General features: G+C 76.3%; 19 protein-coding genes. 14 read left to right on the forward strand and 5 right to left on the reverse strand.

What is annotated here, in order from left to right; translation table 11 throughout:
* Positions 1-213, reverse strand: a complete 213-nt coding sequence (locus J1G43_RS19370; protein ID WP_307859537.1) for a CorA family divalent cation transporter — start codon at positions 211-213, stop codon at positions 1-3.
* 90 nt (positions 214-303) lie between these two features.
* Between J1G43_RS19370 and mshC the strand changes: the two genes are divergently transcribed.
* Positions 304-1548 carry a cysteine--1-D-myo-inosityl 2-amino-2-deoxy-alpha-D-glucopyranoside ligase gene (mshC, locus tag J1G43_RS09455; RefSeq protein WP_207341219.1) on the forward strand — a complete coding sequence of 415 codons (1245 nt, stop codon included), beginning with the start codon at positions 304-306 and terminating at the stop codon, positions 1546-1548.
* A gap of 79 nt (positions 1549-1627) precedes the next feature.
* Here mshC and J1G43_RS09460 read toward each other — a convergent pair whose 3' ends face one another.
* Complete coding sequence (locus J1G43_RS09460; protein WP_207341220.1) at positions 1628-2485, reverse strand: PAC2 family protein; 858 nt, start codon at positions 2483-2485, stop codon at positions 1628-1630.
* A 159-nt stretch (positions 2486-2644) separates the two neighbouring features.
* On the opposite strand from J1G43_RS09460, the gene J1G43_RS09465 reads away from it, so the two are divergent.
* Positions 2645-3325, forward strand: coding sequence for an HAD family phosphatase (locus J1G43_RS09465; protein ID WP_307859538.1), 681 nt, complete (start codon positions 2645-2647; stop codon positions 3323-3325).
* A 4-nt stretch (positions 3326-3329) separates the two neighbouring features.
* On the opposite strand, the gene J1G43_RS09470 is transcribed toward J1G43_RS09465, so the two are convergent.
* Positions 3330-4199, reverse strand: coding sequence for a PD-(D/E)XK nuclease family protein (locus tag J1G43_RS09470; RefSeq protein WP_207378462.1), 870 nt, complete (start codon positions 4197-4199; stop codon positions 3330-3332).
* A gap of 257 nt (positions 4200-4456) precedes the next feature.
* Here J1G43_RS09470 and J1G43_RS09475 point away from each other — a divergent pair, with 257 nt between their 5' ends.
* Together J1G43_RS09475 and J1G43_RS09480 are read left to right on the forward strand one after the other, a co-directional pair.
* On the forward strand, positions 4457-5590 hold the full coding sequence (locus tag J1G43_RS09475) for a site-2 protease family protein (protein WP_207378375.1): 1134 nt from the start codon (positions 4457-4459) through the stop codon (positions 5588-5590).
* 94 nt (positions 5591-5684) lie between these two features.
* Positions 5685-8354 carry a LuxR C-terminal-related transcriptional regulator gene (locus J1G43_RS09480; RefSeq protein WP_207341222.1) on the forward strand — a complete coding sequence of 890 codons (2670 nt, stop codon included), beginning with the start codon at positions 5685-5687 and terminating at the stop codon, positions 8352-8354.
* A 33-nt stretch (positions 8355-8387) separates the two neighbouring features.
* Here J1G43_RS09480 and J1G43_RS09485 read toward each other — a convergent pair whose 3' ends face one another.
* Entirely contained in the window at positions 8388-8615 is a 228-nt protein-coding gene (locus J1G43_RS09485) for a hypothetical protein (protein ID WP_207341223.1), read from the reverse strand.
* Positions 8616-8885: 270 nt separating this feature from the next.
* Between J1G43_RS09485 and J1G43_RS09490 the strand changes: the two genes are divergently transcribed.
* The 4 genes from J1G43_RS09490 (at position 8886) to dop (ending at position 13926) form a co-directional block, all read left to right on the forward strand.
* A complete protein-coding gene (locus tag J1G43_RS09490; protein ID WP_207378376.1) occupies positions 8886-9296 on the forward strand; it encodes a hypothetical protein in 411 nt (136 codons plus the stop codon).
* A 38-nt stretch (positions 9297-9334) separates the two neighbouring features.
* Complete coding sequence (locus tag J1G43_RS09495) at positions 9335-10384, forward strand: tRNA (adenine-N1)-methyltransferase (protein WP_249670541.1); 1050 nt, start codon at positions 9335-9337, stop codon at positions 10382-10384.
* Positions 10385-10584: 200 nt separating this feature from the next.
* On the forward strand, positions 10585-12219 hold the full coding sequence (gene arc / locus J1G43_RS09500) for a proteasome ATPase (protein ID WP_207341225.1): 1635 nt from the start codon (positions 10585-10587) through the stop codon (positions 12217-12219).
* Positions 12220-12318: 99 nt separating this feature from the next.
* The gene (dop, locus tag J1G43_RS09505; protein ID WP_307859539.1) at positions 12319-13926 is read left to right on the forward strand and encodes a depupylase/deamidase Dop; all 1608 of its coding nucleotides are present in this window, start codon (positions 12319-12321) and stop codon (positions 13924-13926) included.
* Between the two features lie 26 nt (positions 13927-13952).
* Here the strand turns inward: dop and J1G43_RS09510 are convergent, their stop codons facing one another.
* Positions 13953-18482 (reverse strand): SCO7613 C-terminal domain-containing membrane protein, encoded by a 4530-nt coding sequence (locus J1G43_RS09510; protein ID WP_207378377.1) that lies wholly within the window; start codon positions 18480-18482, stop codon positions 13953-13955.
* Between the two features lie 196 nt (positions 18483-18678).
* On the opposite strand from J1G43_RS09510, the gene J1G43_RS09515 reads away from it, so the two are divergent.
* From J1G43_RS09515 to hisF, 6 genes are all read left to right on the forward strand, one after another.
* Positions 18679-18873, forward strand: coding sequence for a ubiquitin-like protein Pup (locus J1G43_RS09515; RefSeq protein WP_089799290.1), 195 nt, complete (start codon positions 18679-18681; stop codon positions 18871-18873).
* A gap of 6 nt (positions 18874-18879) precedes the next feature.
* Positions 18880-19710: a proteasome subunit beta gene (gene prcB / locus J1G43_RS09520; RefSeq protein ID WP_207341227.1), complete on the forward strand. Its 831-nt coding sequence runs from the start codon at positions 18880-18882 to the stop codon at positions 19708-19710.
* Positions 19707-20444 (forward strand): proteasome subunit alpha, encoded by a 738-nt coding sequence (prcA, locus tag J1G43_RS09525; RefSeq protein WP_207370477.1) that lies wholly within the window; start codon positions 19707-19709, stop codon positions 20442-20444. Before prcB ends, prcA begins: the two co-directional genes overlap by 4 nt.
* A 47-nt stretch (positions 20445-20491) precedes the next feature.
* Complete coding sequence (pafA, locus tag J1G43_RS09530; protein ID WP_207341229.1) at positions 20492-21853, forward strand: Pup--protein ligase; 1362 nt, start codon at positions 20492-20494, stop codon at positions 21851-21853.
* 160 nt (positions 21854-22013) lie between these two features.
* Entirely contained in the window at positions 22014-22877 is an 864-nt protein-coding gene (locus tag J1G43_RS09535) for an FKBP-type peptidyl-prolyl cis-trans isomerase (protein WP_307859540.1), read from the forward strand.
* Positions 22874-23644, forward strand: a complete 771-nt coding sequence (gene hisF / locus J1G43_RS09540) for an imidazole glycerol phosphate synthase subunit HisF (RefSeq protein WP_207341230.1) — start codon at positions 22874-22876, stop codon at positions 23642-23644. The genes J1G43_RS09535 and hisF overlap by 4 nt, the downstream gene beginning before the upstream one ends.
* Positions 23645-23648: the final 4 nt, after the last annotated feature.

Raw genomic sequence — 23648 nt, forward strand, 5'->3', positions numbered from 1 at the left:
TCACAGCCACCCGGAACGCCGGAACGCGCGCCAGAGCGCGAACGACGCGCCCGCCATGAGCAGCAGCGCGAGCGCGTAGCCGAACGTCCACGACAGCTGGGGCACGTGGCGCAAGCTCATGCCGTAGATCCCCGCGACGAGCGTCGGCACCGCGATCATCGCGGCCCACGCGGAGATCTTGCGCGCGGCCTGTCGCCAGGCGCCCTCCTGCACGACCCCGGCACGCGTGCCCGGTGCGAGCGGCGCAGGTGGGGCACCGGCGGTGCGCGGGGACGCCGCGCGACGGCGGTTAGGCTTCCTGGCGTGCTCACCTGGCCCGCCCCCCAGATCCCTCGGCTGCCCGGGACGGGCGAGCCGGTCCGCGTCCACGACACGTCGTCCGGACAGCTGGTCGTGGCCGCGCCCGGCGCCGACGCCCGGCTCTACGTGTGCGGCATCACGCCCTACGACGCGACCCACCTGGGCCACGCCGCGACGTTCATCGCGTTCGACGTGCTCGGGCGTGCGTGGCGCGACGCCGGGCAGCGCGTGACCTACGCGCTGAACGTCACCGACGTGGACGACCCGCTGCTCGAGCGGGCGACGGCCACCGGGGTCGACTGGCGCGCGCTGGCCGCCGACCAGACGGCGCTGTTCGCGTCGGACATGGCCGCACTGGGTGTGGTCCCGCCCGAGGTGTTCCGCGGCGTCGTGGAGTCCGTGCCGCAGGTCGTCGACGGCGTGAACCACCTGCTGGCCCGTGGCGCCGCCTACCGGCTGCCCGCGCCCGACGGTGGCGAGGACGTCTACGCCGACCTGTCCGTGGACCCTGCGTTCGGGACGGTCGCACGGCTCGACCCCGCCACGATGCTCGCCCTGAGCGCGGAGCGCGGCGGTGACCCGGACCGACCCGGCAAGCGGTCCCCGCTGGACCCGCTGCTGTGGCGAGCGGAGCGTCCCGGCGAGCCGGCGTGGGACGCGCCCGGGCTCGGCCGTGGGCGGCCCGGCTGGCACATCGAGTGCTCGGTCATCGCACGCGACGCTCTCGGCGTGCCGTTCGACGTGCAGGGCGGCGGATCCGACCTGGTCTTCCCGCACCACGAGTGCAGCTCCTCGCACCTGCGCCTGCTGGACGCGGGGGAGTCCGCCCGGGCGCACGTGCACACGGGGATGGTCGGCTACGAGGGCCACAAGATGAGCAAGTCGCGGGGCAACCTCGTGCTCGTCTCGACGCTGCTGGCCCAGGGCGTCGAGCCCATGGCCGTGCGGCTCGCCGTGCTGGCCCACCGCTACCGCGACGACTGGGAGTGGACCGAGGCGGACCTGGCCGACGCGCAGCGGCGCCTCGTCACGTGGCGTCGCGCGCTGTCCGGCAACGGTGGGCCCGACGCCGCACCGGTCCTGGCCGAGGTGCGGGCCGCGGTCGCGGACGACCTCGACACGCCGCGTGCGCTCGCGGTGGTCGACGCGTGGGCGGCGACCGCGCTGGCGGGCGACGTGCCGTTCGACGAGGGCGCGCCCGGCGTCGTCGCGCGGACCATCGACGCCCTGCTCGGCGTGCGGATGTGAGCAGACCGCGGATGTGAGCTGACCCCCGGGGCCGACGCGCGGCCCGGGGGTGCCCCGCGACCGGGGCGTCCAGCGGCGGTCAGCCGCCGGTGCCCTTGTCCCGGCGCCGCAGGTAGCGCTCGAACTCCTGCGCGATCGCCTCGCCGCTGGCCTCGGGCAGCTCCGCGGTGTCCTTGGCCTCCTCGAGCTGGCGCACGTACTCGCCGATCTCCGAGTCCTCGCCCGCCAGCTCGTCCACGCCGTGCTGCCACGCCGCGGCGTCCTCCGGCAGGTCCGCCAGGGGGACCGGCTCGCCGAGCAGGCCCTCGATGCGGTGCAGGATCGCCAGCGTCGCCTTCGGCGACGGGGGAGCCGCCACGTAGTGCGGGACCGCCGCCCACAGGGACAGCGCCTGCATGCCACGGGCCGCCGCCTCGTGCTGCAGGACCCCGACGATGCCCGTGGGGCCCTCGTAGGTGTTGGGCTCCAGACCCATCACCTCGCGCACGTGCCCGTCCTCGCTGGTCGCGTTCACGGGGATGGGCCGCGTGTGCGGCACGTCCGCCAGCAGGGCGCCGACCGTGACGATCGTCCGGACCCCCAGCCCGGCCGCGATGTCCAGGAGCTCGCCGCAGTACCGGCGCCAGCGCATCGACGGCTCGATCCCGTGCACGAGCACGACCTGCCGGCCGGAGCGGGGTGTCGTGGCGACCGCCACGGCCGTGGTGGGCCACGTGATCTCGCGCGTCCCTTCGGGTCCCATCCCGACGACGGGCCGGTTCACCTGGAAGTCGTGGTACTCCTCCGGGTCGAGCTCGTCGACCTGCTCGGCACCCCACACGTCGTGCAGGTGCTCCAGGGCCGCCGTCGCGGCGGCGCCCGCGTCGTTCCAGCCCTCGAAGGCCGCGAGCAGGACGGTCTCACGTGCGGGCAGGTCGGGGGCTGCGTGCTCGCTCACCGTCCCAGCCTAGGGTGCGAGCGGCGCACGGGCCGGACGACGGCGGGGCGTCGGACCCCGCCGGTACGCTCGTGCGACCGTCCACGCCCGCCCCCGCACCCCCCGGAGACACCCCTGAGCACCGTCACGAACCCGACCGGACCCGCCGCCGCGCAGGACGTGGGTGGCCCGGCGCTGCCCGCCGCGATCCTGTGGGACATGGACGGGACGCTCATCGACACCGAGCCGTACTGGATGGCCGCCGAGATCGAGCTCGTGGAGGCCCACGGCGGGGTCTGGACGCCGCAGGACGCGGTCGCGATGATCGGCAGCTCGATGGACGTGTCCGCCGGGCTCCTGCAGGCGGCCGGCGTGGCGCTCGACGTCGCGGAGATCGCGGACGCCCTCAACACGGCGGTGCGCGCGGCCGTCGCCGCGGGGATCCCCTGGCAGCCCGGCGCGCAGGAGGTCCTGCGTGCGCTGCACGCCGCCGGCGTCCCGCAGGCGCTCGTCACGTCGTCCTTCGGCGTCCTGGCCACACCCTTCGCGGACGCGGTGGGCCTGTTCGACGTCGTCGTGTCGGGTGACACCGTCACGCGGCCCAAGCCGCACCCGGAGCCCTACCTCGCGGCTGCACGGGCCCTCGGGGTCGACGTCGCGGCGTGCGTCGCCTTCGAGGACTCGCGGTCGGGGCTCGCCTCGGCCGTCGCCAGCGGGGCGCGGGTCGTGGCCGTGGACTCCCACGTCGCGCTCGACCCGCCCGCCGGCGTGTCCCGCGCGTCGTCGCTGCTGCACGTCGACCTCGACGTGATCGCCCGCATCGCGGCGGGGGAGACCCTGCACCTGCGCGACGCGGACTGACCGCTCAGGCGGTGGGCACCGGCGTGACGCCGATCGCCCGCTCGACCGCACCGACGGGGACCTCGGGCGGCGTGCCGCCGAAGGCGGGGCACCGGTCGCGGAACGCGCACCAGTCGCACAGCCGGGACGGCCGCGGCCGCCAGTCGCCGGCGCGTGCCGTGTCCTCGATGCCGGCCCAGATCGACCGGACCCGCGCCTCGAGGGTGTGCATCTCCGGCTCGGTCGGCTCGTGGGTCACCACCACGCCGTCGCCCAGGTACGCCAGCTGCAGGCGCTTGGGCAGGACGCCCCGCGTGCGCCACACGACGTACGCGTAGAACCGCATCTGGAACAGCGCGGAGCCCTCGTAGCCCGCCCGCGGGGAGCGGCCCGTCTTGTAGTCGACGACCCGGACCCACCCGTTGGGGGCGACGTCCACCCGGTCGACCACGCCGCGCAGCTGGGGGCCGTCGGGCAGGTCGTGCCGCACCTGCAGCTCGCGCGCCCGCGGCTCCAGCCGCGTGGGGTCCTCGAGCGTGAACCACGTCGCGAGCAGGCGCTCGGCCTCGGCTATGAACTCCGCACGCTCGGCGTCGGTGGTGTGCAGCTCCCCGTACCGCGGGTCCCGCTCCAGCAGCTCGGCCCAGCGCGCGGGCAGGGAGGCGCACGCCGCGGCGAGCGTGCGCTCGGGCGCCGGCAGGTCGAACAGCGTCTCCAGCGCCGCGTGCACGAGCGTGCCCCGCGCCGCCGCGGGCGACGCCGGCTCGGGGAGTCGGTCGACCACGCGGAACCGGAACAGCAGCGGGCACTGCAGGAAGTCGTTCGCGCGCGAGGGGGACAGGCCGGGGGCGCGCCGCTCGGCGGGTGGGTCCCCGACGACGACGTCGGGGACCACGGCCCCGGGCGCCGCACCGGTCTGCCGGCCCGTGCCGGGCGCACTGTCGGTGGCCCGCGGTCGGTCGGTGCCCTCGGCCTGCTCGATGTCCACGCTCACGCCACGAGGGTAGGCGCGCCCGCCGACACGACGGTCCGCACGACACCGCGGACACCCCTGCAGGCGGCGCCCCCCCGGGGGGGGTCCCCGGCGCTGCGGGGACGCGACCTGCCCGGCCGCGAGCGGGTTCGCCGCGACCGCGACCGTAGGCTGGGCGCGTGAGCGCACCGCGACCCGACCGTCGGTCCGGCTGGGTGATCGGCCGCGTGGCCGGTGCACCCGTCGTCCTGGCCCCGAGCTGGCTGCTGGCCGCCGTGGTCCTGACGCTCGTCTTCACGCCCAGCGTGCGCACGTGGACCGGCACCGGCGGCGGGGTGCTGCCGTACCTCGTGGCCCTCGTGTTCGTGGTGCTGCTGTTCGCGTCGGTCCTGGTGCACGAGCTCGCCCACGGGCTCGTCGCCAAGGCGCGGGGGCAGCAGCCGCGCGAGTTCGTCCTGACGCTGTGGGGCGGGCACACCACGTTCGGCGGTGCGGCACCCACACCCGCCACCAGCGCGCTCGTCGCGGTCGTGGGGCCGGTCGCGAACCTCCTGCTCGCGGGCGGGTTCCTGCTGCTGGCCGACCACGTCGCCCCCGACGGCAGCGTGCTGCGGGCGATGGCCTGGGCCGGTGCCGTCGCCAACGGGTTCGTCGGGCTGTTCAACCTGGTGCCCGGCCTGCCGCTGGACGGCGGGCGCATCCTCGAGGCGGCCGTGTGGGCGGGCACCGGCGACCGCCACCGCGGCAGCGTCGTCGCCGGCTGGACGGGCCGCGTCGTCGCGGTGGGGGTCGTGCTGCTGGTCCTCGTCCGGCCGTACGTCACGGGCGGCACGCCCGACCTCGTCACCGTCGCCTGGGCCGCGCTGATCGGCGCGTTCCTGTGGTCCGGCGCGTCCGGCGCGGTGCGTGCCGGCCGCACGGGACGCGTGGTCGACGCGATGACGATCACCACCGTCGGGCGGCCGGCCGTCGCGGTCGGGGTCCGGTCGTCGCTGGCGCAGGCGCGGGCGACCGCCGCTGCGGCGCACGCCGCGGAGGTGGTCGTGATCGCCCCCGACGGCAGGCCGGCCGCGTACGTGGACGCCGACGCGGCCGCGCGCGTCCCCGCGGATCTCGCCGGCAGCACGGACGTCCTCGCGGTCGCCACCCCGCTGCCCATGGGCACCGTGGTGGACGGCACCCTGACCGGCGACGCCCTGCTGGCGGCGCTGTCCCGCGCGTCCGCGAACGGACCGGTGATGGCGGCGGTCGTCGACGGCCGCGTGGTCGCGCTGGTGCGGACGGCGGACGTGGTCGCCGCCCTGCGGCGCTGACGCACCGCCGGGGCGCGGCGCCGCTCCCGGGGGACACCACCGGGGCCGCGGGCTAGATTCGGCCCAGGATCGCGTCCAGCCCCGGGGGGACGGCATGACGACGACCGTGCGCACGTCGACGGCGACGTGCGACGCAGGGCGGCCGCCCGTCGGCAAGACGACGGCGCCGCACGCCCCGACCCTGCAGGTGGACAGGCCGCGGTGCACCGCCGCCCTCGCCGAGGCGCTCGCGACGCACGGCGTGACCGCCGTGACGGCCCCCGCCGGCTACGGCAAGTCCACGTTGGTCGGGCAGTGGGGCGCCGGCCACCCCGGGCCCGTGGCGTGGGCGAACCTCGACGGGTTCGACGACGTGCCGCGGCTCGTCCGGCTGCTGGCCACGTCCGTCGCGCTCGCGGTGCCGGCCACGCCCGCCGCGGACGCGCTGGACGCGGTCGTCGCAGCCACGCGGTCCGGCGCCGCCTCCGGCCCGACCGAGCTGCTGCTCGCCGCGCTCGAGCGGCTCGAGCAGTCCGTCGTCCTCGTGGTCGACGATGTGCACGAGCTGCCGCTGGAGAGCGTCCGTGCCGTCCTCGACCCCCTCGTCCGCTACCGCCCCGACCTCCTGCGCCTGGTCCTGACCAGCAGGTACGACGCCGTGCTGCCCCTGCACCGGCTGCGGGTGCGGGGTGCGTTGGGCGAGCTGCGCTCCGACCGGCTCGCGTTCACGCCCGAGGAGGTGGCCGCACTGGTCCGTGCCGGCGGCCACCGGGCCGACCCGCAGCGGGTCGCCCGGCTGCACGCCGTCACCCGCGGCTGGCCCGTGGCCGTGCGCCTGGCCCTCCTCGCGGGTGACGAGGACGGCATCGACGCGCGCCTGGAGGGCATGGAGGCGTCCCGGGTGCCGCTGACCGGGTACCTGGTCGAGGAGGTCCTCGGATCGCTGCCCGACCGGCTGCGCACGCTGCTGCTCACCGGCAGCGTCTGCGAGACGCTCGACCCCGCACTGGCGGAGCTTCTGGTGCCCGGTGGGGCGGCCGCGCTCGCGGAGTGCGTCGCGCGCGAGCTCTTCGTCACGCCCGTCGCCCGGGCCGGTCTGCCGGCGGTGTACCGGTGGCACGACCTGGTCGCCACGCACACCCGCATGGCCTTCGAGCGCAACGACCCTGCCGGTGCGGCCCGCGCGCACCGCGTGGTCGCCGAGCACCGGCGCCGCACCGACCCCGCCGCGGCGGTGCGCCACGCACTCGCCGCCGGCGAGGTGCCGCTCGCGGTCGAGGTCCTGGCGGACCAGTGGCCCGAGATGCTCGTGCGGGGGGACGCGCTCGTCGTCGAGCGGCTCGTCGACGCGATCCCCGTCGCCGTGTCCGCGACGCCCGACCTGCAGGTGGCGCTGGCGGCGGTCCGCACCCTGCGCAACGCGGCCTGCGCCGGAGGGCCGGACGGGGCGCCGGCGGTGGTCGTGCGGTGCGTCGAGCTCCTCACCGGCGGCGTGGGCGCACCGGAGGAGAGGACCGCGGCCGCGCGTGCGCTGCTCGCGGCGGAGCCGTTGCGCCCGTCGGACCGCGCCCTCGGCCTGTACCTGCTGGGGCGGGCCGAGGCGCAGCGGGCCGGCGACGCGACGTCCGCCGTGCAGCACCTCGCCGAGGCGCGGGACCTGGCCACGGCCCGCGGGTGGACAGCCGTCGCCGTCGCGTGCCGCGCGGAGACGTGCGTCGCACTTCTGCACGGCGACGACCCGGGCGAGGCGGGGCGGCTCGCGGCGGACGTCCTGGCCGAGGCGGCGGTCCACGGCTGGGCCGGCAGCGGCGTCACCGCGGGCGCCTCCCACGTCCTCGGCGTGCTCGCCTACTGGCGCGGGGAGTTCACGGCGGCGGTCGAGCACCTCGAGGAGGTGCTGCGGGCGACCGGCACGGCGCGTCCGGAGCCGACCGTCGCCGCGGGGGCGTACCTGGCACTCGTCGGGCTCGACGCGCACGACCCCGGTGTCCTCGCGCGGGCCCGGCACGCGCTGACGACCGTCGGCGACGGGACGGTCCTGTCGCCCGAGGTCCGGGACCTCCTGCTCGCTGTGCGCGCGCGCGACCGCGCGGCGCACGGCCGGTCGACCGAGGCGCTGGCCCTGCTCGCGGACGCCGCGGGCAGCGCGGCGCACGGGCCGCTGAGCCGGTGCTGGGAGGCCGAGCTGCGCCGCCTCGCCGGGGACGCCGCCGGGGCGTGCCGGGTGCTCGGCGGCCTGCGCGGGCAGGGCGCGTCGGGTGACCCCGCCGACGAGCGCGACGTGGGCAGCCGCGACGTGCCCGGTGGCGCCGTCCCCGGTGGAGACACGCCCGGCGGCGGGCACCTGCCGGTGCGCGTGCTCGCCGCGCTGGTGCGTGCCCGGCTCGCCCCGGACCGGCGCACCGCGCACGCGACGCTCGAGACGGCGCTCGACCTGGCCGCGCCGCTCGGGCTCGTCACGCCCTTCCTGGTCGACGACCCCGGCTGGCGCGCGCTGCTGTCGGAGCACCTCGAGCGGGCCGGGCGCCACGACGCCCTCGTGACGCGGGTCCTCGAACGGCTCGCCGACGCGCCGGCGATGACGCGCTCGTCGTGGGACCTGACCCCGCGCGAGCGGGACGTCCTGGTGCGGCTGCGCACCGCCGCCACGGCCGAGGAGATCGCCGCGGGGTTGTTCGTGTCCGTCAACACCGTCAAGACGCACCAGCGCGCGATCTACCGCAAGCTCGGCGTGGCGGGTCGGCGGGCGGCCGTCCGCACGGCCGTGGAGCGCGGGATGGTCTGACACGGGGGTGCGCGGCCCCGTGCCCCGCCGCGGTCACGCCGGCGGCCGCGGCGGGGGCACGTCGTCGGGGACGCGGTAGATCTCCGCGATGGTCAGGCCCAGGTCCGTGAGCAGCGCGACGAGGCCGGTCAGCGCCGCGGCGTCGGGCAGCCGGCAGGACAGCGCGGCACCGTCCGGTGTGGGCGCCGCCACGACGTCGGCGAAGTCCGCGAGCGACGCGAGGTCGTGCGCGGCCGACACGACGCGGATGTGGTAGAGCATCAGGCCTCCTCGCTCACGCGGACCGAGCCTGGCAGGGGTGTCGCGCGGAGACGTCATGCCCACCGGATGACGCCGTGCCCGGCCGCGCCTGCCGCGGTACCCGGGTGCCCCCGCCCGGACCCCTCCGTGCACCCGCGTGCGAGAAGCCCCGGGGCCCGCCGGCGCGCGGGGGCCGGGTGCGCGCTCATCCGCGCCGGGTGAGGCACGGCGGCGCGCCCCGGGTGACAGTGACAGCCGGAGCCCCGTGCGGGCGGACCCCAGGAGAGCGCCATGCGTCGTCCCCGTCTCGTCGTCGTCCTGCTGAGCCTCGTGGCGCTGCTGCTGGCCCAGTGCTCGACCGGGACGCCCGAGGCGGCCACGACCCGCGCGTGCGAACGCGCCGAGGACCTCGCCGCCGCGCTCGCCTCGCTGGACGAGACGATCGGCGAGGGAGCCCCGCTCGCGGACGTCCAGGACGCGGCCCGGCGCGCCGAGGACGCGCAGGGCGCCCTGGACGACGCGGCCGAGGACCTCGCGCGGGAACGCGTCGACGCCCTCGACGCCGCGTGGGAGCGGGTCGACGACGGGGTCGACGCGCTGGCGGACGACGCGGCCGTCACCGCCGGGGCCGACCGTCTGCGCGAGGACGTCGCCGCGGTCGAGGACGCGCGGGCGGACGTGGTGGCCGAGCTGGGCTGCTGAGACGGTGGGGCGTCGCGGGGCGCCTAGACTCGTCGCCCGTGACCTCCGACGACGCCGCCGTGCCCGCACCGACCGGGGCCGCCCAGCGGCGCGGTCCCTTCCGCGTCGGCGAGCGCGTCCAGCTGACCGACCCGCGAGGACGGCTGCACACCGTCACGCTGCACCCCGACGGCGCCTTCCACACCCACCGCGGCTACCTGCGGCACACGGACCTGATCGGCGCGAGCGAGGGCGTCGTCGTGCAGAACACGTCGGGCATCGCGTACCTGGCGCTCCGCCCGCTGCTGGCCGACCACGTGCTGTCGATGCCGCGCGGTGCTGCGGTCGTGTACCCCAAGGACGCCGGCCAGATCGTCACGATGGGCGACGTGTTCCCCGGCGCGACCGTCGTCGAGGCGGGCGTGGGCTCCGGTGGGCTCACGCTGTCCCTGCTGCGCGCGGTGGGCGACGGCGGACGCCTGGTGTCCATCGAGCGCCGCGAGGACTTCGCCGCGATCGCGCGCGGCAACGTCGAGACGTTCTTCGGCGGCCCGCACCCCGCGTGGGACCTGCGGCTCGGTGACCTGTCCGACGTGCTGCCCACGGCGGTGGAGCCCGGAACGGTGGACCGGGTGGTGCTCGACATGCTGGCGCCCTGGGAGAACCTCGACGCGGTGGCGACCGCGCTCGCACCCGGGGGTGTCCTGGTCTGCTACGTGGCGACGACGACCCAGCTGTCCCGCCTGGCCGAGGACGCACGGTCGGACGGCCGGTTCACCGAGCCCGAGGCGTGGGAGTCGATGGTGCGCGGGTGGCACCTCGAGGGCCTGGCCGTGCGGCCGCAGCACCGCATGGTCGGCCACACCGGCTTCCTGCTCACGACCCGCCGGCTCGCCGACGGCGTCGAGCCGCCGCACCGCAAGCGTCGGCCTGCCAAGGGGTCGTACCCGGTCGCCGAGGACGGCGCGCCCGTGACCGACCCCGAGCTGTGGTCGCCCGAGGCGATGGGGGAGCGCGAGACGTCCGCGAAGAAGATCCGTCGGGTGCGGCGCGAGCTGCACGTCGCCCCCGAGGACCTCGGGCCGCAGGGTCCCGCGACGGGGGACTGACCCCCGGTGGTGCGTCCCGGGTCCGTGCGTGCGGCGCGTCCCGGGGCGCGCCGTCCACCCTGCGGGACGCCCTCGGCCCGCGGGCCGCGACACGCGCCAGGTGTTGACACCTGCGGTTAGTGTCGTCTGACCAGCAGGCACAGCGGCGTGCACGGTGGACCGGAGGAAGGGCGCATCGCGCGGAACGGAGGCCGAGCACCATGACCGAACCGGCTGTCCCCGGACGTGACCTGCACCGCGAGCTCGCGGTGCTGGCAGCGAAGAACGAGCGCCTGAGCGAGGCGCTCGTGGCGGCGCGCGAGCAGATCCTCGAGCTCAAGCGGCAGGTGGACGACCTCGCCAAGCCGCCCGGCACCTACGCGACCTTCCTCGGTGCGCGGGAGGACGGGACGGTGGACATCGTCTCCGCCGGCCGCAAGATGCACGTGGGCGCGAGCCCCTCCCTCGACGTGCACCGGTTGCGCCCCGGCCAGGAGGTCATGCTCAACGAGGCGCTCACGGTCGTCGAGGCCGGCGGTTACGAGCAGGTCGGCGAGATCGTCACGGTCAAGGAGATGCTCGGCGAGGGCCGCGCGCTCGTCGTCGGGCGCGGTGACGAGGAGCGGGTCGTGCGCTTCGCCGGGCAGGTCGCCGACGGCGGCGTGCGCGTGGGCGACGCGCTGACGATCGACCCCCGCAGTGGGTTCGTGTTCGAGGTGATCCCGCGGGCCGAGGTGGAGGAGCTCGTCCTCGAGGAGGTCCCGGACATCGACTACGCGGACATCGGTGGGCTGGGTCCGCAGATCGAGGCCATCCGTGACGCCGTGGAGCTGCCCTTCCTGCACCCCGAGCTGTTCCGCGAGCACGGCCTCAAGCCACCGAAGGGCGTCCTGCTCTACGGCCCCCCGGGGTGCGGCAAGACGCTCATCGCCAAGGCGGTGGCGCACTCCCTGGCCGCGACCGCCGCCGCGGCGCGCGGCGCCGACGTCGCGGACGCCCGCTCCTACTTCCTCAACGTCAAGGGCCCCGAGCTGCTCAACAAGTACGTGGGGGAGACCGAGCGGCACATCCGGTTGATCTTCGCCCGCGCCCGGGAGAAGGCGTCCCAGGGGCACCCGGTCGTCGTGTTCTTCGACGAGATGGAGTCGCTGTTCCGCACCCGCGGCACCGGCGTCTCCAGCGACGTCGAGACGACGATCGTGCCGCAGCTGCTGGCCGAGATCGACGGGGTCGAGCGGCTGGACAACGTCATCGTCATCGGTGCGTCCAACCGCGAGGACATGATCGACCCCGCGATCCTGCGCCCGGGGCGCCTCGACGTGAAGATCAAGATCGAGCGCCCGGACGCCGAGGGCGCACGGGAGATCTTCGCGAAGTACCTGACCGCGAACCTGCCCATCCACGACGACGACATCGCGGAGCACGGCGGGTCCGCGAGCGCGGCGGTCGAGGCGATGATCTCGCGCGTCGTGGAGCGGATGTACTCCGAGGCCGACGAGAACCGGTTCCTCGAGGTCACCTACGCCAGCGGGGACAAGGAGGTCCTGTACTTCAAGGACTTCAACTCCGGGGCCATGATCCAGAACGTCGTCGACCGCGCCAAGAAGTCCGCGATCAAGGACCTGCTGTCCACCGGGCAGCGCGGCATCCGCGTTGACCACCTGCTCGCGGCGTGCGTGGACGAGTTCAAGGAGAACGAGGACCTGCCCAACACGACCAACCCCGACGACTGGGCCCGGATCTCCGGCAAGAAGGGCGAGCGGATCGTGTTCATCCGCACGATCGTCCAGGGCAAGAAGGGCATCGAGGCGTCGCGGACCATCGAGAACGTCACGAGCACCGGCCAGTACCTGTGACGTCGCCCGCGTGAGCGGTCCGGCGGGGCGCCCGCGAGGCCGTGACCGCCTCGCGGGCAGCCGCGGCCCGTGGTCCCGGCGGCGCCTAGGGTGGACGGCGTGACCGTGCGCCGCGTGATGGGCATCGAGACCGAGTACGGCGTGCTGCAGCCGGGCCGGCCGCTGGCGAACCCCATGCTGCTGTCCAGCCACGTGGTGGCCGTGCACGCGGCTGCGCGCGAGGCGGGCCGCTCGCGGGCGCGGTGGGACTACGACGACGAGGACCCGTTGCACGACGCGCGGGGGTTCCACCTGCAGCGCGCCGCCGCGCACCCGTCGATGCTGACGGACTCGCCGACGGTCCCGGCGCCGTCGGGTGACGGTCCGCAGGCCATGCCACGGTCCGAGGGCGAGGAGTACGAGGACCCGGGCGCCGCGAACGTGATCCTCACCAACGGGGCGCGGCTGTACGTCGACCACGCGCACCCCGAGTACTCCTCGCCCGAGGTGACGTCCCCCCTCGACGCGGTGCGGTGGGACCGGGCCGGCGAGCTCGTCATGCTCGAGTCGGTGCGCCGGCTCGCGGCGAGCCCCGCCCTGCCCGACGTCACGCTGTACAAGAACAACGTCGACGGCAAGGGCGCCACCTACGGCACGCACGAGAACTACCTCGTCGAGCGCTCCGTCCCGTTCGCGGACCTGGTCGCGGGCCTGACGACGTTCCTGGTGACGCGCCAGGTCTTCACCGGCGCGGGCCGGGTCGGGCTGGGGCAGCGCGGCGAGCACCCGGGGTTCCAGCTGTCGCAGCGCGCGGACTACATCGAGGCGGAGGTGGGCCTGGAGACGACGCTGCGCCGTCCGATCGTCAACACCCGCGACGAGCCGCACGCCGACCCCACCCGCTGGCGGCGGCTGCACGTCATCATCGGCGACGCCACCATGCTGGAGCCGGCGACGTACCTGCGGCTCGGGACGACGTCGCTCGTCCTCTGGCTCCTGGAGCAGGCCACGGCGGGCGGCCCCGGGCGTCGTGCGGCGCAGCGCGTCGAGCGGCTGGCGCTGCGCGACCCCGTGCAGGCCGTGCACCGGGTCAGCCACGACCTCGGGCTGGGCGAGCGGCTCGAGCTGGTCGACGGGCGACGGCTGACGGCCCTCGAGCTCCAGACGGAGTACCTGGCGGCGGTCCGCGAGGCGCTCGACGCCGCCGGCGGCGCGCCCGACGACCAGACGCGTGACGTCCTCGCGCGCTGGGGGTCGCTGCTGGAGCGGCTGGGGACCGAGCCCGCGTCCTGCGCACGGGAGGTCGAGTGGCTCGCGAAGCTGCGCCTGCTCGACGGCATGCGCCGGCGGGACGGTCTGGCCTGGGACCACCCGCGCCTGGCCGCCGTGGACCTGCAGTGGTCGGACGTGCGCCCCGAGCGAGGGCTGTACCACCGGCTCGCCGCCGCCGGGGCGGTCGAGCTGCTGGTGACGCCGCAGGAGGTGGCCGACGCGGTGCGGCACCCGCCCCAGGACACCCGGGCGTACTTCCGCGGGGAGGCCGTGGCACGCTACGGCTCCGAGATCTCGGCGGCGAGCTGGGACTCGGTGGTGTTCGACGTGCCCGGCGCCCAGACGCTGCAGCGCGTGCCGATGCGGGACCCGATGCGTGGCACCCGGGCGCACGTGGGTGAGCTGCTGGACCGCAGCCCGGACGCCCGCTCGCTGCTGGCGGCACTCGGCGGCTGACCGCCGTCGCGCGCGAGGTGGTGCGGTCAGCGCATCTCGCCGACGAACCGCACCGCCTCGCGGGCCTCCTGCACACGCTTCTCGTACGTCACCCCGAGTCCGAGGACGAGGGTGCCGCCCACCGCGAGCAGGATCCAGCCGTCGATCGCGGCGAGGGCCCCCGCCGCGATCGGGCTGAGCACCACGACCAGTGTCACGAGCACGGCTCCGGCGCCCAGCAGGAACGGGGCCTGCCGGCGGCGCGTCGCACCGGTGACGACCGAGGCCACGCCGAGCGCGAGGAGCAGGGTCGCCCGCCACCCCGCGGGCTCGGCCACGAGGAGCGTCAGCGGCGCCCCGAGCGTGAGCGCCAGCGGGACGCCGAGGTGGGCCCACGAGCCCTGTGCCGGGTCCCGCCGCAGGCGCTGGATCCCCAGGGCGAGCGTCAGGAGCCCGAGCACGGTCCAGGGGACGTCGGCCGGCTCCGGCCCGCCGCGCAGGGCCAGCACCGTGGTGGCGAGCGTCGCGGTGGTGACCCCCAGCACGGTGCCCACGCGGTCGCGGGCCCCCCAGGCCAGGGCGGCTCCCGCGCCCAGCACGACGATCCCGCGCGCGGTGCCGAGTGCCGTCGCGTCCACCGCCACGAGCGTGGGGAGCGCGAGCAGACCGACCAGCAGGCACCGCAGCACGGCGTCCGCGCGCCGGCCGGGCCCTGTGCGGCGGTGCGCGAGCCCGACCCCAAACGTGAGGACGGCGACGCCCTCCACCGCGAGCAGCGGCGGGCCGACGGGGCCGGGCCGGTGCACGAGTGCCTCGGCCCACGGCCCCACGGTGGCCACCACGAGTGCGGCACCCGTGAGCACCGGGGCCACGTACCGCGCCGCGAGCAGTCCGCCGGCGCTCCGGACCGGGCCCTGCGGGTCACCGGGTGCGAGCTGCGGGTCCGCGGCCCCGGGGCTGCTCCCGCGGCGGCTCCGGGCCACCAGGGACAGCCCGAGGAGTGCTGCCGCCGTGGCCCACCACACGACCGGGCGTGCGTCGGGGGTCCGCAGGAGCACGGACGGGACGAGGGCGAGCAGGCCTGCCGCCACCCAGACGCGCGGGACGTCACCGCGGCGGGCGGTGAGCGCCGCTGTCGCGAGCATCACCAGGCCCGCGGCCGCGAGGGGCAGGTCCGCCAGGGGCGGCACGCCGACGCCGGGGGCTCGCGCGACGAGGACTGCGGTGCCCGTGGCGGTGGCCCCCGCGAGCAGGAGCAGGCCCAGGCCGGCCAGCCCGGCCCCGGCACCACCCGCGGACGTGTCACCGGCCGGGCCCGCCGCCCGGGGTCGCGACAGCGGCGCGCGCAGGCGCTGCCCGCTCACGCCGCCCCCGAGCGCGAGGGCGACGGCCGCAGCGCCGAGCGCGAGGGCGCGGACCGTCGCGGCCGGTCCTGCCGGCGCGGCGAGCGCGGCGAGCACCGTCGGGGCGGAGGCCGTGAGGACGACCGCCCAGGGTGCGGCCGTGTCGACGACCGCACGCACGCGGGGCGTGCGGGACGTCCCCGCGCACAGCAGCAGGGCGGCCGCCGCCGGCCACGACCAGACCTCCACGGCGACCGTACCGTCCGGCAGCCACGGGCCGCTGACGACCGCGTCGGGGGCCACCGCCGCGACCACCGCGCGGGCGATCGGTCCGACGAGCAGCAGCAGTGCGGCCAGCCCTCCGAGCAGCTCACCGGCCGCCGGTCGACGCGGTGCGACGAGCACCGCGGCCGCGGTCACGGCGACCGTGACGCCCGCGGTGAGCAGGCCCCGGTCCACCCACCGCGTGCCCACCTCGAGCACGGCGGGCAGGAGGGCCGTCGGCAGGGTCGCCGACGCGAGCCCGGCGACCAGCAGACCGGCGGCACCGGGGCGGTCCCGCGCCACGCGCCAGGCGCCGACCCCGGCGACCACCAGGGCGGGCGGCAGCGTCCAGACCTCGACGACGGTGGCGTCGCGCACGCCCAGCACCGCCCACCACGCGCACGTCGCCAGGACCAGCGCCAGCCACCAGACCCGCGAGCGCCCCGGTCCCAGCGCCCACGCGGCCGCGCCGACGGCGGCGAGCACGAGCGCGACCGCCAGGGGCACCTGCCCCTGGACGGCCGCCGCGGCCAGGCCACCCGCCACGACCGTCGTCCCGGCCGCCTCGACCGCGACCCGTGCCGCGGGGGCGCCGCGCAGACCCGCGGGTGCGGCCGCGGCCCACGCCACGGCGCCCACGAGCGTGACGAGCAGGGCCGTGCCCGTCGCGCCGGGCCGCCCCAGCGTGAGGTGGGCCGTGGCCACGACCAGCGCCGTGACGGGGGCAGCGGCGCCCGCTCCCGCGGTTACGTGGTCGGCACCCCACCGTCGGCCGTCGTGCAGCAGCACCACGACGAGCGCCACGGCCGCCGCGGCGGCGGCGAGGGGCGCGGCCGTGACGAGCACCGACAGGGCGCTCGGCCCGCTGCCGTGCGCTGCGGCCGCCTGCGCGGTCGCCGACGCCCACGAGACCGCGACCGTCGCGCCCGCCAGCCCGAGGGCGGTGTCGCGCTCGGCGGCGGCGCCGGTGCCCAGGCGGTGCGCCAGCACCAGGAGCGCGGCGGCCACCGCCGTGACCGCGAGGGCGAGCGCGGCGGCGACCGGCAGGCCGGCGGCCGTTCCCGCGGTCGTGCCGGCCGCCACGAGGAGGAGGGCGGCCGTGGCGGTCGAGGCGGCCCCCGAGCGCGCGGTTGCCGACCAGGTCCGTGCGTGGACGGCGATCGCCGCGGGGACGAGCAGCGCGGCGGCCGTCCACCCGGGGTGCGGCAGCGCACCGAGGACCGCGAGGACACCGGCGGCGACCGCCCCGGTGCGGACCGACGCCCGGCCGAGCCGCCGGGCGGTCGGGGGGGTGAGCAGCACCGCGGCGACCGCGCCGTGCGCGCCCACGGCGACGACCGGGGCCGCGGGTCCGACGGCCGTCAGGACGGGCACCACGACCGCGATCCCCACGACCACCGCACGCCAGGCGAGCGCCGCGGCCCGTGCGACGGTGCCCTCCTCCCACCGTGCGACGAGCACGCCGAGCGCGCCCGCACCCGCGAGCGCGCCGACGGCGGCGGCACCGACCGGCGGGACGCTCCCGGGGGCGGGGTCCCGCAGGAGGTGCGTCGTGGCGGCCGTCACGAGGACGGCGGCCGACCATGAGGCGGCCGGCGCCGTCGCCGCGAGCGCCGCGGCGGCGCCGGCGCGCACGTCGGCACGCCAGGCCACGGGGACCACCGGGTCCACCCGCAGGAGCCCGGCGGCCGCGACGCACGTGCCGACCACGCCCGCGAGCGACGCCAGGACCGCGTCCGTCGCGCGGGTCGACCCGGTGACGCCGACCACGGCCGTGGCGAACGCGGCGGCGAGGGCCAGCGCCGTGGTCACGCCCCCGGCCCACGCCCAGGCGGCGCGCGCGGACGCCCGGGCGGTGCGCGGGCCGACTCCGCTGCGCGTGCCCGGGGGCGGTGCGACCGCACCGCGCGCCTCCACGACCACCTGGAGGGCCGACACCGCGGCGACGCCCGCGAGGACGGCCACGGCGGGCCACGCCGTCCCGGCCGGGCTCGTGACGGTGCCGACCAGCGCCGTCACCGCGGCCGCCGGCAGCAGTCCGGCGGCCGCGCCGTGCAGCACCGCCCGCTCCGCGCGCGAGTGCACCCAGGGCGCCACCGCACGCACGGCGGTCGACGCCGCGGCCAGCAGCAGCAGCGCGGCGGCCGTGGCGGCGTCCGGTGCGGTGAGCAGCCACGGGAGCGGCGTCAGCGGCACCAGCACGGCACCGGCCACCGCGCCCACGCGCAACCGTGACCGGACGCCCCAGGCCGTGAGCAGCCCGGCGCAGACGAGGGCGGACAGACCGGCCTGCGTGGCGGCGTCCCCGACGACGAGCGTCCCGGTCGCCCGGACCGCCCAGGCGTCCAGCAGGAGCAGCACGACCGCTACCGCGCCCACCGCCTCCGCGCCCTGCGGGAGGCTGCGCGCGCGCAACCACGACGCGAGTCCGAAGATCACCACGGTGCCGACGGCGACGACCAGCGCCCGGCCGCCGAGCCCCATCACGTCCCAGGCGAAGACGAGGAACGCGATGCTCGCCGCGACCAGCAGCGCCGCGCCGACGACCTGCAGGACGGTCTGCACCCGCCACGGCCGGCGTGGTGCGGCCGGCGGCACGGGCGGCCGGACGGCGCGCGGCACGGCGGGCGTCGTCGCAGCGGTCGGGACAGCACGCGGGCGGACCGCCGGTGCGGGTGCCACCGGTGCCGGGCGAGGGCTCGGCGGGACGTCCGGCAGCGCCGCCCTGGCCGACCCGCGGCCCGTGGCCGTCCGCAGCTGCGCCGCCCGCAGCGCGGCGACCCGGTCCTGGCGCGCCCGCAGTGCACGGACCACGGCCTGGCTGTCCTGCCAGACCAGCGCCCCGTCCGGTCCGGAGACGTCGAGCCCGCACGCGCCGCAGCGGCCGGCGCTCAGCGTGGCCGCGCAGCCGGGGCACAGCGTCGGGTCCTGCAGCGCGCGCAGCACGCGGCCGTAGAGAGTCTCGGGCATGCGGGCATCGTGCCAGGCCACGGGCGCCGCGGAGCCGTCATCCACAGCTCGTGCGCGCGCTGGACCACCCGGGTGGCCCAGCGCGGGGGTCCGCGGCGGCGCGCCGTCCGTGTCGTGGTCACGGGTACGGCGACGGGGTGTTGGGCCTAGGGTGGTCGGGCGGGCACGCGCACGTGGTCGCAGGACGGAGATCACCATGGCTGGGCAGGATCAGGTCAGGCACGGTCACGAGGACGAGCCGGTCGACGAGCCGGCCCCGCCCGCCCCGTCGGCGGCCGGTGCGCAGGCCAGGGACGCCGAGGTCGACGCCCTGCTCGAGGAGATCGACGACGTCCTGGAGCAGAACGCCGAGCAGTTCGTGCGGGGGTTCGTCCAGAAGGGCGGGCAGTGAGCGCCGATGACCCCGAGCGACTCCTCCGGCCGGCTCCCGCACGCCTTCACGACCCCCGGCACGCCCTCGTTCGTCGACTTCCTGTCGGGGTACGCCCCTGACCTGCTCCCGGGACGTCGACCCGTCCCCGTGGGTGACCTGCAGACCCCGCACGCCACGACGATCGTCGCGCTGACCTTCGACGGCGGCGTGGTCATGGCGGGGGACCGGCGCGCGACGATGGGCTCGATGATCGCGAGCCGGCGCATCGAGAAGGTCTTCCCGGCCGACGAGTTCTCCGCCGTGGGCATCGCCGGCACCGCCGGTCTGGCCATCGAGCTGGTGCGGCTGTTCCAGCTCGAGCTGGAGCACTACGAGAAGATCGAGGGGAGCCTGCTGTCGCTCGACGGCAAGGCCAACCGGCTCGCCACCATGATCCGCGGCAACCTGGGGCTCGCCATGCAGGGGCTGGCGGTGGTCCCGCTGTTCGGCGGCTACGACCTGGACCTCGGCGTGGGACGGATCTTCTCGTACGACGTGACGGGCGGGCGCTACGAGGAGCACGGGCACCACGCGGTGGGCTCCGGGTCCGTGTTCGCGCGCGGCTCGCTCAAGAAGCGCTGGCGCCCCGACCTCGACGCGGACGCGGCGGTGCGTGTCGCCGTCGAGGCGCTCGTCGACGCCGCCGACGACGACTCCGCCACGGGTGGCCCCGACCGCTCCCGACGGATCTGGCCGGTGGTCGCCACCGTGACGCAGGCCGGCTACCTGCGCGTGTCGGACGACGAGCTCGCCGCGGCGGTGGACGTCGTGGAGAACGGCCGGCGCAGCGCCCGGCGCGACGGAGGTGCCGCATGAGCATGCCGTTCTACGTCTCGCCCGAGCAGCTGATGAAGGACCGGGCCGACTACGCACGCAAGGGCATCGCGCGCGGCCGGTCGGTCGTCGTCCTGCAGTACGACGACGGCATCGCGTTCGCCACCGAGAACCCGTCGCGCGCCCTGCACAAGATCTCGGAGATCTACGACCGCATCGCGTTCGCCGCCGTCGGCAAGTACAACGAGTTCGAGAACCTGCGCGTGGCCGGCGTCCGGTACGCCGACCTGCGCGGCTACTCCTACGACCGCGTCGACGTGACGGCGCGCGGGCTGGCGAACGCGTACGCGCAGACCCTGGGCACCGTGTTCACCACGGAGTCCAAGCCGCTCGAGGTGGAGCTGGTCGTGGTCGAGGTGGGGCGCGAGCCGGCGGGGGACCAGATCTACCGCCTGTCCTACGACGGCTCCGTCACCGACGAGCACGGGTGGGTCGTCATGGGCGGGCAGGCCGAGCGCCTGGGCACCCTGCTGGGCGGCGAGTGGCGGCCCGGCATGACCCTCGCGCAGGTGCTGGGGCTCGCGGTGCGTGCCCTGGGTGGCACGGGCGAGGACGGTGCGCCCCGGGTGCTGGGCGCGGCGCAGCTCGAGGTCGCGGTGCTGGACCGCACCCGGCCCCGGCGGGCGTTCCGGCGGCTGACCGGTGCGCTCCTGGAGGACGTCCTGGGCGGTGCCGCCGCGCCGACGGGCGGCGGGGACGAGCCGGTCGCACCCTGAGGGTGTGTCCCGGCGGCGCCGGACCGACGAGCGACGGGGAGTGACGCATGGACAGACGCATCTTCGGCCTGGAGACCGAGTACGGGGTCACGTGCGCGGCGCAGGACGGTCGTGGCCTGTCCGCCGACGAGGTCGCGCGCTACCTCTTCCGGAAGGTCGTCGCCTGGGGGAGGTCCTCGAACGTCTTCCTGCGCAACGGCTCACGGCTGTACCTCGACGTCGGCTCGCACCCGGAGTACGCCACCGCGGAGTGCGACGACTGGCGCCAGCTGGTCACGCACGATCGCGCGGGCGAGCGGATCCTCGAGGGCCTGGTCGGCGACGCGCAGCAGCGGCTCGAGCACGAGGGCCTGCCGGGGCGGATCCACCTGTTCAAGAACAACACCGACTCCGCGGGCAACTCCTACGGGTGCCACGAGAACTACCTCGTGCGCCGTCAGGGCGACTTCGCGCGGCTGTCGGACGTGCTCGTCCCGTTCCTCATCACACGCCAGGTCCTCACGGGTGCCGGCAAGGTGCTCGCGACGCCGCGCGGGGCGGTCTACTGCCTCTCGCAGCGTGCCGACCACATCTGGGAGGCCGTCTCGAGCGCGACGACGCGCTCGCGCCCCATCATCAACACGCGTGACGAGCCGCACGCCGACGCCGAGCAGTACCGCCGGCTGCACGTGATCGTGGGCGACTCCTCGATGTCGGAGACCACGACGATGCTCAAGGTCGCGTCGACGGACCTGCTGCTGCGGCTCGTCGAGGCCGGCGTGACCATGCGCGACATGACGCTGGAGAACCCGATCCGCGCGATCCGGGAGATCAGCCACGACATGACCGGCCGGCAGCCCGTGACGATGGCGTCCGGGCGCACGGTCACCGCGATCGACCTGCAGGAGGAGTACCTCGCGCGGGTCTCGGACTTCGTGACGGCCGAGATGGGCCCGTCGCCGGAGACCAAGCAGGTGCTCGACCTGTGGGAGCGGGGGCTGCGGGCGCTGCGCACGGGCGACCTGACGCTCGTCGAGCGCGAGCTGGACTGGGTCATCAAGTACCGGATGATCGAGCGCTACCGCGCCAAGCACGGCCTGGAGCTGTCGGACGTGCGGGTGCAGCGGCTCGACCTGGCGTACCACGACATCTCGCGGACGGAGGGCCTGTACAACCTCCTCGCCGCCCGGGGGCTCGTCGAGCGGGTGACGACGGACCTGGACGTCTTCGAGGCGACGGCGGTGCCGCCGCAGACGACCCGCGCCAAGCTGCGCGGCGACTTCGTGCGTGCCGCGCAGGACGCGCGCCGGGACTACACCGTCGACTGGGTGCACCTCAAGCTCAACGACCAGGCGCAGCGCACGGTGCTCTGCAAGGACCCGTTCCGCAGCGTCGACGACCGGGTGGAGCGGCTCATCGAGTCGATGTGACGCAGCCGGTGGCCCGTCCTGACGGGCGGTGACCCGGACGTCGCGCCGCCGGGTCGCGCCGGGGTCGTACAGTGAGTCCCCGTCGACGGCGGACCCGTGTGCGCGGTCCGGTCCGGCACGACCGGTGGGACGACCTGGAGGAGGCACGGACGTGCGGTGGGTGGCTGCCCGACGCCTGGCGGTGCTGGCCGTCGTGGGCATGCTGGCCGCGTGCAGCGCGGTCGCCCCGGTCGAGCCGGAGGTGACGGTCACCGGGGCCGCGGGCGCGGCCCCGACGGTCACGTACCTGACGCCGCTCACGGTCGACGAGACCCATCGGGAGACGGTCTGGCCCGGCACGGGTGCCGAGCTCGTCGAGGGCGCTCCGGTCCTCATCGACTTCTGGCTGGAGAACGCGACGGACGCCAGCCTGGTCAAGGAGAGCTACTCGACCAGCCCGACGCCGCGTCTGCTGACGGCCGAGGACCTCGGCACGGACCTGTACGAGACCCTCAAGGGCCAGCAGGTCGGCGCGCGCCTCCTGCAGGTCGTGCCCGGCGGCGCGGGCGTGGACTACCCGACCGTGACGGTCCTCGACGTGCTCCCGACGCGGGCCGTGGGTGAGCCCGTCCCGCCGGACCCGTCGCTGCCCGTCGTCACCGAGGGCGGCGACGCCGGGTTCTCGCTGGCGCCCACGGGCGCGGCGCCCCCGGACGAGCTCGGGATCCAGCCGCTCGTGCGCGGCACCGGTCCCCAGGTCGCCGCGGGCGACGTCATCACGGTGCAGTACAGCGGGTTCGCGTGGGACGACGGCACGCTGTTCGACTCCACGTGGCAGCACGGGCTGCCCGTGTCGTTCCTGCTCTCCGACGTGCCGCCGTGGGCCGAGGGGCTGGTCGACCAGCCCGCCGGCAGCCGCGTGATGCTCGTCGTGCCCCCCTCGTACTCCCTCGGTGTCACCGACAGCGAGGAGCTCTCCGGGAAGACGGTGGTGTTCGTGATCGACATCCTGGCCACGGGCAACCCTGCGCAGGGTGCCTCGTGAGCCTCGCGCTGCGGGTCATCCCGTGCCTGGACGTCGACGCGGGCCGCGTCGTCAAGGGCGTGAACTTCGAGAACCTGCGGGACGCCGGTGACCCGGTCGAGCTGGCGCGCCGGTACGACGCGGAGGGCGCCGACGAGCTGACCTTCCTGGACGTGTCCGCGTCGTCGTCGGACCGCGAGACCACCTACGACGTGGTGCGCCGCACCGCGGGCGAGGTCTTCGTCCCCCTGACCGTCGGTGGGGGCGTCCGCTCGCCGCACGACGTGGACCGCTTGCTGCGCGCCGGTGCCGACAAGGTCGGTGTCAACACCGCGGCGATCGCCCGGCCCGAGCTCATCACGGAGATCGCCGACCGGTTCGGCTCCCAGGTCCTCGTGCTGTCCGTGGACGCGCGACGCACGACGGGCGACGTGCGCACGCCGTCGGGCTACGAGGTGACGACGCACGGTGGGCGCCGCGGCACCGGGATCGACGCGGTGGAGTGGGCGCACCGCGCCGTCGAGCTCGGGGTCGGTGAGGTCCTGCTCAACTCGATGGACGCGGACGGCACCACCGCGGGGTTCGACCTGGCGATGATCGCCGACGTCCGCGCGCGGGTGAGCGTGCCCCTGATCGCCTCGGGCGGCGCGGGCACCGTCGAGCACTTCGTGGAGGCGGCCCGCGCGGGCGCCGACGCGGTCCTGGCGGCGAGCGTCTTCCACTTCGGCACGCTCACGGTGGGCCAGGTCAAGGACGCCCTGCGCGCCGCCGACGTCGTCGTGCGCTGACGGT

Origin of the sequence: Cellulomonas sp. zg-ZUI22 (genome assembly GCF_017353535.1) — a bacterium.
GTDB classification, from domain to species: Bacteria; Actinomycetota; Actinomycetes; order Actinomycetales; family Cellulomonadaceae; genus Cellulomonas; species Cellulomonas wangleii.

Excerpts from the sequence above, each read along its gene's own strand:
- arc (WP_207341225.1), top strand. The coding sequence starts at position 10,585 with ATGACCGAACCGGCTGTCCCCGGACGTGACCTGCACCGCGAGCTCGCG.
- prcA (WP_207370477.1), top strand. The coding sequence starts at position 19,707 with ATGAGCATGCCGTTCTACGTCTCGCCCGAGCAGCTGATGAAGGACCGG.
- pafA (WP_207341229.1), top strand. The coding sequence starts at position 20,492 with ATGGACAGACGCATCTTCGGCCTGGAGACCGAGTACGGGGTCACGTGC.
- J1G43_RS09515 (WP_089799290.1), top strand. The coding sequence starts at position 18,679 with ATGGCTGGGCAGGATCAGGTCAGGCACGGTCACGAGGACGAGCCGGTC.
- J1G43_RS09510 (WP_207378377.1), bottom strand. The coding sequence starts at position 18,482 with ATGCCCGAGACTCTCTACGGCCGCGTGCTGCGCGCGCTGCAGGACCCG.
- J1G43_RS09485 (WP_207341223.1), bottom strand. The coding sequence starts at position 8,615 with ATGCTCTACCACATCCGCGTCGTGTCGGCCGCGCACGACCTCGCGTCG.
- prcB (WP_207341227.1), top strand. The coding sequence starts at position 18,880 with ATGACCCCGAGCGACTCCTCCGGCCGGCTCCCGCACGCCTTCACGACC.
- J1G43_RS09490 (WP_207378376.1), top strand. The coding sequence starts at position 8,886 with ATGCGTCGTCCCCGTCTCGTCGTCGTCCTGCTGAGCCTCGTGGCGCTG.
- J1G43_RS09480 (WP_207341222.1), top strand. The coding sequence starts at position 5,685 with ATGACGACGACCGTGCGCACGTCGACGGCGACGTGCGACGCAGGGCGG.